The organism is Brachybacterium sp. 107 (genome assembly GCF_052379725.1).
Taxonomy (GTDB): domain Bacteria; phylum Actinomycetota; class Actinomycetes; order Actinomycetales; family Dermabacteraceae; genus Brachybacterium.
The window spans coordinates 1-12,464 of sequence record NZ_JBQSYW010000017.1 but is presented as its reverse complement, the minus strand read 5'-3'; the positions used below and the strand labels follow the sequence as shown (position 1 = coordinate 12,464).

Below are 12,464 nucleotides of genomic sequence, written 5' to 3'. Positions count from 1 at the left end.
GTCTGCGGAGCGGGTGGGGGCCGTGTGGCAGGTGGGAGTCGTGAGGCGAGTGGGGCCGTGAGGCAGGTGGGAGTCGTGAGGCGGGGCTGGCAGTCCTGACGACGAAGGAGCCGGGCCGGTGGGGCTCGGCCCCTTCGTCGTCAGGACGGGGGTCAGCGGCGGCTCAGGCGGCGCCGCAGCACCAGGGCACCGACGCCGGCCAGGGCGATGATGCCGATCGCGAGAACATACGGCGCCACGTCGGCGCCGGTGCGGGCGAGGTTCGACGGCCCGTCGGCACGGACGTCCGCGGAGTCGGTGCCCGCCGAGTCCGTACCGGTCGCGTCGGTGTGCGAGCCGCCGGTGGCCGGCGGGGCGGTGGTGTCGTCGGCCGGCGGGGTGGTGCCGTCGGACGCGTCATCGGCGTCGTCCGCAGGCGGCGTCGTGTCGTCCGTGTCGTCGGCCGGCGGAGTGGTGTCCCCGCCCTCGTCGCCCTCGTCGTCCTCATCGCTCGGGGGTGTCGTGGTGCCGTCCCCGTCGTCGCTGTCGTCCCCGCCGTCGCCGGGCGGGGGCGTGGTGTCGTCACCGCAGGTCTCCGGCGCACCGCCGGCGGTCCAGGTGAAGGACGGCAGCTCGTAGGTGATCGCCGTGCCCTCGTCCGGGACAGCGGTGATCGTCAGCGGCACCACGGTGCCCTCGGGCACGCACAGCCAGTCGGTCAGGGTGACGTCGCCGACGTAGCGGCCGGCGTCCTCGAGGTACCCGTAGGGCGCCTCGAAGGTGCCGTACTCGCCGGCGTCCACGCTCACCGAGGTGATCTCGGGAGCGCCGAGGCTGAGGGACTCCAGCGCCGCGAGGCGGAGCACGGGATCGGTGTCCACGCCGGCCTCGGAGTCGTACTCGCCGCCGTCGAGGATCTGAAGGTCCAGCTGCTGCTGGGAGTAGTCCGGCGCCAGGCCCTCGTGCGCTCCGAGGTACTGGATGAAGGCGTCGCGGTCCAGCACGCCGGAATCGCTCACGTTCTGCGCCTCGGAGAGCGCCCACATGTTGTCGCCGCCCTCGAAGAGGAAGCTCGCGGCGACGATCGTGTAGGTCGCGTCGAGGTCGATCGGCTCGCCGCCCACGCGGATATCGACGATGTGGTCGTCCAGCTCGCGGGTGCTGTCCAGGACGTACTCGACGTTGTCCGAGACGCTGAACGCGAGGAACTCGCTGGTGGGGTCACCCTTGTCATCACGCTGCCACTGCTCCTCGAGCATCTGCGCGAACTGGGCGCCGGTGACCTCGCCGGAGTTCAGGGTGTTGCCGAAGGGCACCATCGAGTTGGCTTCGGCATAGGTGACCACGCCGTCGCCCTCGGCGCCGGCAGCCTCGTCCCACAGCTCGGCGCGGATGCCGCCGGGGTTCATCCAGCCGATGACCTCGTTCTCGCCGTCCAGGCCGGCGTCCTCGAGGTACCACGTCATGGAATCCGCGAGCGTGCTGCCGGCGGCGGAGTGGCGGGAGCGGTCATCGCCCTTGGTCGTCGCCTGGTCCGTGACCGGGGCGCGGGACTGCCGGATGCCGTTCTCGTCGTACTCGGCGACGCTGGAGTCCCACGAGGTGGTGATGTCGTCGGAGATCGTGCCGACCTGCTCGGCGCCGAGCACCTCGGCCTCGGCGATCGCGTCGGCGATGACCCGGGAGGCCGCGTCGTAGGTGGCGTTGCCGGCGCAGGCGCCGAGGTCGGCGTTCTCGGTGGGGAGCAGCTCCGTGCCGCCCTCGATCACGTCCCAGTCGCCGTCATCGCCCAGCGCAAGGGTCACGGAACCGATGTTGGCGCCGCTGGAGCCGGTCTGCACGACGGGACGCACCTCGCCGTCCTGGCCGGGCATCGGGGCGTCGAACGCGTAGGTCTGATGGGAGTCGCCGTTGAAGATCGCGTCGACCTCGGAGGACGTCTCCGCGACGATCTCGTCGAAGATCGGGTCGGAGTTGCTCGGTGCGGAACCCGGCTCACCGTTCCCGGAGGCACCCTCGTGGTACGAGGCGACGATGACGTCGTACTCCTCGCCAGACTCGTTCAGCTCGTCGATGGCGTTGTTGACACCCTCGACCGGGTTGCCGAAGGTGAGGCCCTCGATCGCCGAGGGGCTGACCTTGCCGACGGTCTTGGTGGTGACGGCGCCGATCACGGCGACCTTGACGTCCCCCGCCTCGACGATCGCGTAGGGCTCCAGAGCGTGCCTGCCATCGGCGTGGTAGACGTTCGCGGCCAGGTCCGGGAAGTCGGTGCGCGGGGAGATGCGATCGGCCAGATCGTCCTGGCCCTTGTCGAACTCGTGGTTGCCGACCGCGCTCGCGTCCACGCCGAGGGCGTTGAGGAAGTCGATGGTGGGCTCGTCATCGGCGACGGCCGAGGCGAAGGCGCTGCCGCCGACGTTGTCGCCCGCGGAGAGCAGGGCCGAGTTCGGATGCTGCTCCTGGGCGGTGGTGATCGTGCAGGCGAAGGCGTCGCCGGCCCCGAGGGCGCCGTGGAAGTCGTTGAAGGTCAGCAGATTGACCTCGTCTCCGGCCTCGGCGGCGGCTGCAGCACCGAGCGGGACCATGGCGGTCGCGACCACGAGGGCGGCGGCACCGAGGCCCACGGACGCGCCGCGCGCGAGGCGGCGGACGGGGGGAACGAACATGAATATCTCCTGGGAGTGATGTGTGCGCACGCCGTGCGCCTGGGGACATCTCATCCCGGGGATGTCGCACCACGCCCGTTGTTCCCCGTTCTGGTTTCGAGTTGTCACCGTGCGTTGGCCGATCCCCGTGACTTGCGCCTCGATCTTGGTGCGATCCGGGGGACGCCTTGACCCTTTCATGACCTGAAGCCCGGCCGGCACCGGATCCAGCGGGCGGAGATGGGAGCTGGAGGGCGGGATCCGGCGTGCGGGGACGAGAGGGCGGGACCTGGAGGGCGGGAGCTGGAGGGCGGGGACGAGAGGGCGGGAGCTGGAGGGCGGGAGCTGGAGGGCGGGAGCTGGAGGGCGGGAGCTGGAGGGCGGGAGCTGGAGGGCGGGAGCTGGAGGGCGGGACGAGATGGCAGAGACGGCGCGGCACCGCGAGGGAGGCGGCGATCACGATGCCTCCGCCCTGAATTCGCTTTCCTTGTGATGCGCGACCTCAGGACCGGGGGCTACGGTTACGCCACGGTGCACGAAGTGGGTAGCATCGCTGAGTACTTCGGACGACACGCCTCCTCGCGCACTCGTCTCAGGCCCCGGGCCCGACCGGTCGTCGAGCCCGCCTCCCCGGGTCGCACCCGGCATCGTCCGCAGCCCCTCGATCCTCCTCACCCTCCAGCCGACGCCGGCTCCCCTGCCCAGGGACGCCACCGGTGCCCCTCCGGGACGCCGACCACCGTCACTCCAAGGAGTCAGTTCCCATGGTCCTGCCGATGCCGTTCCTCTCCCGTCGCCCCACCGTCCCTGCGAAGGACGGCGCGAGCTGGCCGCATGTGATCATCCTGGGCGGCGGCTTCGCCGGCGCCCACGCCGTGGGAGCCCTGCGCGATGCCCGGGTGCGCGTCACCCTGATCGACCGCAACGTCTACAAGACCTTCCAGCCGCTGCTCTATCAGGTGGCCACGGCCGGCCTGAACCCGGGCGACGTCACCATGTTCCTGCGCGGCCTCTCCCTCAAGGTCCCGAACATGCGGTACCGCCAGGGCGAGGTCGAGGGGGTGGATCCCGAACGCAAGGTGGTCAAGCTCGACGAGGGCCAGAAGGGCATCCACGAGCTGTCCTACGACTACCTGATCGTGGCCAACGGCGCGACGACCACCTACTTCGGCACCCCTGGCGCCGAAGAGCACGCGATGCCGATGTACACCCGCAGCCAGGCGCTCGCGATCCGCGACCGCATCTTCTCCGAGCTCGAGCGCTCCAGCCGTGAGGACGCCGCCGGGCACGACAAGCTCCACGTGTGCATCGTCGGCGGTGGGCCCACCGGTGTGGAGATCGCCGGCGCCCTCGCGGACTTCCGCATGCAGGAGCTGGACATCCTCTACCCCGAGATGGACCCCGGGACCCTGCAGGTCACGGTGCTCCAGCGCGGCGGCGAGCTCATCAAGGAGTTCAGCCCGAAGTATCGCGACTACGCCGCCGAGGAGCTCAAGGACCGCGGCGTGACGCTGCGCCTGGGCCACGGCGTGAAGTCCGTGGGCTACGACCACGTGGTCCTGGACAACGGGTCGATCCTCGAATCCGACATCACCATCTGGGCCGCGGGCGTCGCCATCCCCGATTCCGTCAAGGAGTGGGGCCTTCCGCAGGACAAGCGCGGACGCCTCGCAGTGGACGACTTCCTGCAGGTCAAGGGGCATCCGGGCGTGTATGCAGCCGGAGACATCGCCGGCCAGGACGAGGCTCTCCCCCAGCTCGCCCAGCCCGCGATCCAGATGGGTCAGGCCGCCGCCCGCGCCATCGCCGCAGAGGTCGCCGGCAAGCCTCGCAAGAAGTTCAAGTACACGGACCTCGGCACCATGGCCACCATCGGCCGTCACGCCGCGATCGCCGAGATCCCGGTTCTCGGCGGGCTCTCCGGCGCGATGGGCTGGGCCGCTTGGCTGGGCGTGCACATCACCAAGATGATCGGGCACCGCAACCAGCGCGCCGTCGCGATGAACCTGATCTCGCTGTACTCGGGTTCCCGCGCCACCCACCAGCCGAACCCCGTGGTGGGCGAGGTCAACTCGCTGCGCGCGGCCCGGATCTTCGAGGAGCAGGCCGCCAAGCGGAAGTTCGGCAAGGGGGCCTGCGCCGACGCGCCGGCCGACGAGGCAGCGGCCGCCGCCGCCCCCGGGGCCAGCAGCGTCCCGGGCCCGACGAAGGACTGACGCGCAAGGGGTACGGACCTCGTGTCCGCTGCCCCGCTGCCGCACAGCCCCGCTGCGTCACCGCAGAGCCTCATCCGGCTCCGGCAGGCGCCGACGGATCGCCTCGGGCCACTCGAGCCGCACTCCTAGCTCGTCTCGGAGCAGCGCCTGCAGCTCCGCGACCCTCTCGGGGCTCGCGTGCACCTCGGCCGGGGTCACTCCACGACGGCGACAGATCTCGGCGAGCGCGCCGACGGCCTCGCCGATCGACCACTCCACGGGGTGCAGCCGATAGGCGCCGTTGGTGATGTGGGTGGTGCCGATGTTCTTGTTGGCCGGGAGCAGGTTCGTGACGTCGGCCGGGATGAGAGCCCCGAGCGGGATCTGGAACGGGAAGGAGTCGATGTCGACGTAGGTGCGGGCCGACGTCGACGGGTGCAGGTCGATCCGGTAGTGCCCCGTCCCCACGGAATCCGCGAACTCCGCGGGGCCGGCGAACTCGCCGCGCATCTCCCGGCCGATGTGCTCCTCCGTCACGGTGAACAGCGCGCGGATGCGGCGGGACTCACGGATGTAGGGCTGGCGGGCGAGCCCGTCGGCGGTTCCCAGGACGTCTCCGCGCAGCCGGAGCTCCGGGTACCCGTGCCCACCTCCGGTGCGGGGCGCCTCGGTCTGCAGCCAGTGCACGAAGGACAGGGTCAGCTGGCGTGCTTCGTCCTCGGCGCGCGCCCTCTCCTCGGCGCCGACGCCGAGCAGCGGCAGATCCCAGAAGTCGATCTGCGGCCAGTTGACCAGGCTGATCTCCCCGCCCGGGGTGCCCGGCTCGAGGACCTCCTGGGAGCGCACCCGACGGTAGTGCCACATGCCCCGTCCGTCCTGGACACCCTCGTCACCGACCGGATCCTCCAGGAAGACCGGGCGGTGGCGCACCTCGAGCGTGATCGGGTGGACGTCGTCGAAGGAGAGCTGCGGGCCGGGCCAGAAATCGGGGACCACGGTCGCGTACCGCTCGTACAGCGCGGGTCGGGGCACCAGCTCCCGATTCCCCGGCGCCCATTCGAGCGCGCAGCACCAGGTGATCGCCTGCTGGTCGAGGGGATCCGCCTGCTCGGGGGCATGGAGCTCGCCATGCTCGCTGCGAGCTTCCGCGCCGATCACGTGCTCGACCTCCCCGAGCTCCAGCAGATCGCCGAGCTCGGTGGCGTCGACGATCAACGGAACCCTCAGGATCGTCTCCACGCCGGTCCGGAGCTCGCGGACGACCACCGAGCTGATCCGGTCTCCGTCACGCTCTGCCGCGGTGGGTTCGTGCTCGCGCAACCAGGTGATCTGCCCGCTGGACAGCAGCGGGGAGAGCATCTGCTCGAGCACCAGCGCCCCGATGCGGGGCTCATGGCAGAGCTTGGACACGAAGCCCTTCCCCGGGTTCAGCTGTGCATCGGCCCGGGCGCTCTGCGTGAGCGGGAAGTTCTGCCGATAGTGCTCCCGGACCGCCTCCCGGAACTCTGTGTAGCTCGCCGAATTCGGGTGGGACTCCACCCACGCCGACTCGTCCGGGGGCACACCCTGCACCGTGAGCTGGCCCCCGAGCCAGGGATCCGCCTCCGTGAGGATCACGCAATGGCCGAGCCGGGCGGCGGTGAGTGCGGCGGCGACTCCTCCGAGTCCGCCGCCGATCACGACGAGATCGGCCGCCAGCTCGCGCGGCTCGGGTGCTGGCAATGGCGCCGGTGCGGGCTCTGGTCCTGGTACGGGATCTGGTGCTGGTGTGGTCATGCCGGGAGAGGTCACCGGTTCATCCTGTCGAGTCGGAGGAGGTGGCGGCAGGATATGCCGCAGCCCACAGTCGCGGGGGCGAAGAGCGCCTGACGACGAGCCGATTTCACTCCCTCGAGGAGCCTCGTTCATCGTCATGAGAAGTCGCGTTCATGGTGACCAGGACGCGGATCTCGGCCCCAACGATCCAGTTCCCAGCTCGGGGTTGACATGGGTCACAGATCGACTCTAGGTTCTGTTACATCCTTACGTAACCTCCCCTCACCCCCACCTCGAGCGGCACATCCACCACTCTCCAGCATAGGTGTCCAGTCCATGAATACTGCCCGAATAGCCACGAAACAGCTGAGAGTCGGCCTCGTCGGCTCCGGCCAGCGCGCCGCCTCCTATTTTCGTAACGTCCCGGCAGATATGGCGGATTCTGTCGACCTCTCGGCGATTTCGGATCCAGATCATGAGCGCCGCGAGGCCTTCGCCGGTCTCTTCGCCGCACAGCCCGACTTCCATGACGATGGCGTGGAGATGCTGCGCGATCGCCACCTCGACGCCGTGGTCGTCGCCTCCCCGAACGACCAGCACGTGGCGTACGCGGTCGAGGCGATGCGGCAGGGGCTTCCGCTGATGCTCGAGAAGCCGGTCGCGACCACCGTGGAGGGGCTCTCCGCGCTCTGGTCCGCGGAACAGGCACGAACCGCGTCCCGCACCGTCGTCGGATTCGTGCTGCGCTACACGCGCTTCTACGAACGTGTGCGGGAGATCGTCCGCTCCGGCCGGCTGGGCGAGATCCTCTCGGTCCAGGCCGACGAGAACCTCGGCACCGGGCTGACGCTCATGCAGTACCAGGGCTGGCGACAGGACGTCGGGCATTCCGGCGGCTGGATGCTCGAGAAGTGCTGCCATGACGTCGACGTCCTGGGATACGTCCTGGGCAGCCGCCCCGTGCGTGTGCACTCCATGGCCTCGGCCCTCGCGTTCCGGCCCCGCGCGGAGAGCGAACAGCTGCCGCGGTTCCGCCCGACCGCCGGGCCCGGCGAGCTCGACTTCGGGGACGAGGCGACGAAGAACGCTCTGCGCTCGAGCACCCAGCACTCCCCCTACGGCCCGTCCGGTCTCCCGGACCGCCAGGTCGCGACCTTGGAGTTCGACAACGGAACGCTCGCCACCTTCACCGCCGTGATGGCGCAGCCGCGCTCCACCCGTCGGCTGCGGATCTTCGGGACCGAGGGTCTGCTGGAGGGCGACCTGAGCGCCCGGACCCTCGATCTGTCCTTCCCGGATCCCGCCGGTGGAGCCGGGTCCACACAGGAGCACGAGAGCGTGCAGATCGGCGCGAGCGGCCACCACGGAGGCGACGAGATCCTCGGTGAACTGTTCTGGCGTCTCGCCGCCGGGGAGGACCGGACCCCGCGGGCCGGTCTCGCCGAGGGCATCGACGCGGTGCTGTGCGCGATGGCCCTGCAGGACTCGGCCCGCACCGGGATGCCGGTGCACCTCGCGGATCTGCGTCGTGCGGTCTTCGGCGCCTCGGAACCGGTCGCCTGATGTCCTCCGCGTCCCCGTCGGCCACGCGTACGTCGACCGCGTCCCCGCCGGCCGACCAGCCCGCGGCGTCGTTCCCGCAGCCGTCGCGCCGGCGCCGGCTGCGTCGGCGCGTGGTCGCGAGCTGGCAGCTGTATCTGCTCGCCGCCCCCGCTCTGATCTTCTTCCTGATCTTCAACTACGTCCCGATGTACGGGGTGCAGATCGCGTTCAAGGACTTCATCGCGAGCAAGGGGATCTCGGGCAGTCCCTGGACCGGGTTCGAGAACTTCGAGCGCTTCTTCGGCTCGTTCTACTTCTGGCGCCTGCTGAAGAACACGCTGGTGCTGAGCGTCTACCAGATGCTCCTCTTCCCGCTGCCGATCATCCTGGCGCTCGCGCTCAACGAGCTGAAGAGCAGGTTCTTCAAGCGGTTCACCCAGACCCTCACCTACGCACCGCACTTCGTCTCCACGGTCGTGGTGGTCGGCATGCTGTTCGCCTTCCTGGACCCCAACACCGGGCTGCTGAACCATCTGCTCGAGCTGGTCGGGCTCGATCCGATCCAGTTCATGCAGGATCCGGCCTGGTTCCGTCACCTCTACGTGTGGTCCGGAGTGTGGCAGTCGCTGGGGTGGAGCACGATCATCTACCTCGCCGCGCTGGCCGGCGTGAACCCCGAGCTGCACCAGGCGGCGGAGGTCGACGGCGCGAACCGCCTGCAGCGGATCCGGCACGTGAACATCCCCGCGATCATGCCCACGGTGGTCATCCTGTTCATCCTCGATTTCGGCAGCTTCATGTCCGTCGGCTTCGAGAAGGTGCTGCTGATGACCAACAACCTCAACGCCGAGACGGCCGATGTCATCCAGACCTTCGTCTACGAGACGGGTCTGATCCAGGGCCAGTACAGCTACGCAGCTGCCGTCGGGCTCTTCGACTCGGTCATCAACATCATCCTGCTGATCACCGTGAACCAGCTGGCCCGCAAGTTCTCCGAGAACAGTCTGTGGTGACCCCATGAACACGACGACCCAGCTGCGCCCCGGCGGCGCAGCGTCCGACGACTCCCTCAACGGGTCTCCTGTCGAGCACCGCGCCGTAGGCAGCCGCGACGATCAGTGGTTCGACCGCTTCAACGTAGCGTTCGTGCTGTTCGTGGTGCTGGTGATCGGCTATCCCCTGTGGTTCGTGGTGATCGCCTCGATCAGCGACCCCCACGCCGTGCAGACCGGGAAGGTCTGGCTGTGGCCCGTGGACGTGACGCTGGACGGCTACCGCCGGGTGTTCGGGCAGGCGGCGATCTGGATCGGCTACCGCAACTCGATCGTCTACACCCTGGTGGGCGTGGCGGTGCATCTGGGCCTGATCCTGCCGTGCGCCTATGCCCTGTCGCGGAAGCACATGGCGGGGCGCACCGGCGTGACCTGGTACATCCTGTTCACGATGCTGTTCTCCGGCGGCATCATCCCCACCTATCTGCTGGTCAAGGATCTCGCCCTGCTGGACACCATGTGGGCCGTGATCCTGCCCGGTGCCGCCGGCGCCTGGTCGATCCTGGTGGCGCGGGCCTTCTTCACCCAGACGGTGCCCGAGGAGATCGGCGAGGCCGCCAAGGTCGACGGGGCGAGCGACGTGCAGACCTTCTTCCGCATCGCGCTGCCGCTGTCGGCCCCGATCATCGTCACCCTCGCGCTGTTCCACGGCGTGGGGCTGTGGAACGAGTACTTCAAGGCGCTCATCTATCTCTCGGACCGCGACAAGTTCCCGCTCCAGCTGATCCTGCGCGAGCTCCTGGTGGTCTCCGAGGACCCGTCCGCCGGCGGCGGGGGCGGTGGTGATGCCGGCTCGATCGTCGAGCAGGTGCGCCTGGCGTCTCTGATCAAGTACGCGGTGATGATCGTGGCGTCCCTGCCGCTGCTGATCATCTACCCGTTCCTCCAGCGGTTCTTCACGCAGGGCGTGCTGATCGGGTCGGTGAAGGGATGAGCACCCTCCGCCCTGGATCCGCGCCGGTCACCGCCAGGATGCCTGGCGGCTTGCGCCCTCTGGCCGGCTTGGACGCCCTCGTCCATCGCGCCGTGCAGCTGGTGTGGCTGAACCTGTGGTGGAGCATGCTGACGCTGCTGGGCGGAATCGTGCTCGGCATCGGGCCCGCGAGCATCGGCGCGCATGCGGTGGCGAGCGCCTGGGCCCGCGGCGACCAGGACGTCGACGTGCCCCGCACCATGTGGGCGCACTGGCGATCCCGCTGGGGCCGGTCCGCCGGGTTAGGCCTGCTGGCCATCGCTCTCGCGGCGTCGCTCGCGATGACGTGGTGGATGTCCCGGGGGGTCCCACCGATCCCGTCGGCCGTCACCCAGGGGATCGTGCTGCTCACCGCGCTCCTGCTGGCCGTGACGCTCCCCTACCTGCCGTGGGTGCTCGAGCAGATCGAGCCGGGCGCCCGCCCTCGGGTCTCCGTCATCGTCGCCTCGGCGCTCGCCCACGCGCTGAGCCGGCCCGTGCTGAGCATCGCCCTGGTCGCTGCCTGGGTCGGATGGCCGACGCTGCTGATCGTCTCGGGCTGGCCCGGCCTGCTCCCCGTCGTCGGCGCCGGCGTCCCGTTCGCCGTCTCCGCGTGGTGCCTGCACCGCGCGCTCCCCCACCCCTCCCACGCCCAGCCCGTGTCCGTGTCCGCCGATGGGCCCTTCACTCCCACGATCTCCCGCCCAGGCCACCCGGCCGTGACGAATCCCCTGCACGATCTCGAGAGGAAATCATGACCCGTTCACCGTTCACCCGCCGCACCGTCCTCGCCTCCGCTGTCCTCGCCTCCTCCACCGCGCTGGCGGCCTGCGGCGGCGGGGGTGACGAGGGCGGGGACACCGCCGAGAAGATCGAGAACCCCGACGAGAACATCAATCCCGAGGGCCTGCCGATCGTCGAGGAGGAGATCACGATCTCCTTCATGTCCCGTCGGTCCAACGCTTCGGCGGAGGACTGGAACGAGGTCGCTGCGGCGCAGACGACGCAGGAGCTCACCAACATCGAGGTCGACTGGGGACTGGTCAATGAGGAAGCAGCTATCGAGCGTCGCAATCTCCTCCTGACCAGCGGCGACTACCCCGAGGTCTTCTACCGCACGGGGGTTCCCAGCGGCGACATCGCGAAGTACGGCGAGCAGGGCACCTTCGTCCCGCTCAACGATCTGATCGAGAAGTACATGCCCAACCTGACGGCGCGGATGGAGGAGTACCCCGCGCTCCGCACCGGCCTCACCTTCCCCGACGGGAACATCTACTCCCTGCCGGGCATCTACGACCCCACGAGCCTCGGTCTGCGCTACCAGACGAAGTTCTGGATCCGCCAGGACTGGCTGGACCAGTTCGGCATGGCGACCCCGGAGACGCTCGAGGAGTACCAGGCCTACCTCGAGGAGGTCGCTGCGAGCATCGAGGGCTCGATCCCGCTCGGCGGCCAGGACATGGGCGCCATCCTGACGAGTCTGTACGGGACGTTCGGCCTCGCGAACCACGGCAACGATGCCGGCCTCATCGACCTCGACGCGGACGGCAAGGTGCGCTACTTCCCGGCCAGCGAGGAGTACCGCGACCTGTTGTCCTTCCTGAACGGGCTCTACAGCAAGGGTCTCCTGCAGCAGGACATCTTCGCCACCGACGCCGCGGCGTTCAGCGCGAACGGTACCGAGGGGCTGCTGGGCTCCTGCGGGGTGCAGACCCCGTCGGGCTACTTCGGGAAGGAGGGCGACAACTACGTCGCGCTCAAGCCCCTGGTGCGCAGCGCCGGCGATGAGCCGACCTGGCACGCCGTGCGGTCGGAGCTCTCCTCGATCGGCAACTTCGTGATGACGGACAAGTCCGAGCACCCCATCGAGATCGCCCGCTGGATGGACTTCTGGTTCAGCGAGGAGGGCGCCAAGCTGTTCTTCCTGGGCGTCGAGGGCGAGAGCTACGAGGAGGTCGACGGGCGCGACGAGCTGATCCCGGAGCTCCTGGAGGACAAGACGGTCGACGAGGCCCTGAAGCCGTACGTCCTGTACCTCGGGGGCTGGTACCCGGGCTGGGCCACGGACGACTGGTTCCGCGGCGTCGAGACCTCGGAGCAGTCCACCGAGGGATCCAAGGTCGTGGAGCCGTACGCCCTGAAGGAGGTGTGGCCCGCGTTCACCTTCACCGCAGAGGAGTCGCAGCAGATCACCACGATCGGCAACGACATCTCGAAGTACGCCGAGGAATCCCTCGCCGCGTTCGTCACGGGTGACCGGTCGCTGGACGAGTGGGACGACCACGTCGCCACCTTCGAGCAGATCGGTTTGGCAGATTTCGTCGCGGCGCACCAGACCGCC

8 protein-coding genes are annotated in these 12,464 nt (G+C 69.2%); 6 read left to right on the top strand and 2 right to left on the bottom strand.

Features of this window, described 5'->3' with window-relative positions; genetic code table 11:
• Positions 1–152: 152 nt before the first annotated feature.
• Positions 153–2,648 (bottom strand): bifunctional metallophosphatase/5'-nucleotidase, encoded by a 2,496-nt coding sequence (locus ACT3UL_RS15355; protein WP_444579197.1) that lies wholly within the window; start codon positions 2,646–2,648, stop codon positions 153–155.
• 743 nt (positions 2,649–3,391) lie between these two features.
• Here ACT3UL_RS15355 and ACT3UL_RS15350 point away from each other — a divergent pair.
• The gene (locus tag ACT3UL_RS15350; protein ID WP_444579196.1) at positions 3,392–4,843 is read left to right on the top strand and encodes an NAD(P)/FAD-dependent oxidoreductase; all 1,452 of its coding nucleotides are present in this window, start codon (positions 3,392–3,394) and stop codon (positions 4,841–4,843) included.
• Between the two features lie 57 nt (positions 4,844–4,900).
• On the opposite strand, the gene ACT3UL_RS15345 is transcribed toward ACT3UL_RS15350, so the two are convergent.
• Positions 4,901–6,613, bottom strand: coding sequence for an FAD-dependent oxidoreductase (locus ACT3UL_RS15345; RefSeq protein ID WP_444579194.1), 1,713 nt, complete (start codon positions 6,611–6,613; stop codon positions 4,901–4,903).
• A 300-nt stretch (positions 6,614–6,913) separates the two neighbouring features.
• Between ACT3UL_RS15345 and ACT3UL_RS15340 the strand changes: the two genes are divergently transcribed.
• From ACT3UL_RS15340 to ACT3UL_RS15320, 5 genes are all read left to right on the top strand, one after another.
• Positions 6,914–8,140 (top strand): Gfo/Idh/MocA family protein, encoded by a 1,227-nt coding sequence (locus tag ACT3UL_RS15340; protein ID WP_444579193.1) that lies wholly within the window; start codon positions 6,914–6,916, stop codon positions 8,138–8,140.
• Positions 8,140–9,132 carry an ABC transporter permease gene (locus ACT3UL_RS15335; RefSeq protein WP_444579192.1) on the top strand — a complete coding sequence of 331 codons (993 nt, stop codon included), beginning with the start codon at positions 8,140–8,142 and terminating at the stop codon, positions 9,130–9,132. Before ACT3UL_RS15340 ends, ACT3UL_RS15335 begins: the two co-directional genes overlap by 1 nt.
• Before the next feature lie 4 nt (positions 9,133–9,136).
• Complete coding sequence (locus tag ACT3UL_RS15330; RefSeq protein WP_444579191.1) at positions 9,137–10,105, top strand: carbohydrate ABC transporter permease; 969 nt, start codon at positions 9,137–9,139, stop codon at positions 10,103–10,105.
• Between the two features lie 50 nt (positions 10,106–10,155).
• Positions 10,156–10,881: a DUF624 domain-containing protein gene (locus ACT3UL_RS15325; protein WP_444579190.1), complete on the top strand. Its 726-nt coding sequence runs from the start codon at positions 10,156–10,158 to the stop codon at positions 10,879–10,881.
• Positions 10,878–12,464 (top strand): extracellular solute-binding protein (locus tag ACT3UL_RS15320; RefSeq protein WP_444579188.1); only part of this gene is annotated, 1,587 nt, incomplete at its 3' end. The genes ACT3UL_RS15325 and ACT3UL_RS15320, both read left to right, overlap by 4 nt.

Bases quoted from the DNA above. Each gene is read 5' to 3' on its own strand.
- ACT3UL_RS15350 (WP_444579196.1), top strand. From the start codon at position 3,392: ATGGTCCTGCCGATGCCGTTCCTCTCCCGTCGCCCCACCGTCCCTGCG.
- ACT3UL_RS15335 (WP_444579192.1), top strand. From the start codon at position 8,140: ATGTCCTCCGCGTCCCCGTCGGCCACGCGTACGTCGACCGCGTCCCCG.
- ACT3UL_RS15330 (WP_444579191.1), top strand. From the start codon at position 9,137: ATGAACACGACGACCCAGCTGCGCCCCGGCGGCGCAGCGTCCGACGAC.
- ACT3UL_RS15355 (WP_444579197.1), bottom strand. From the start codon at position 2,648: ATGTTCGTTCCCCCCGTCCGCCGCCTCGCGCGCGGCGCGTCCGTGGGC.
- ACT3UL_RS15340 (WP_444579193.1), top strand. From the start codon at position 6,914: ATGAATACTGCCCGAATAGCCACGAAACAGCTGAGAGTCGGCCTCGTC.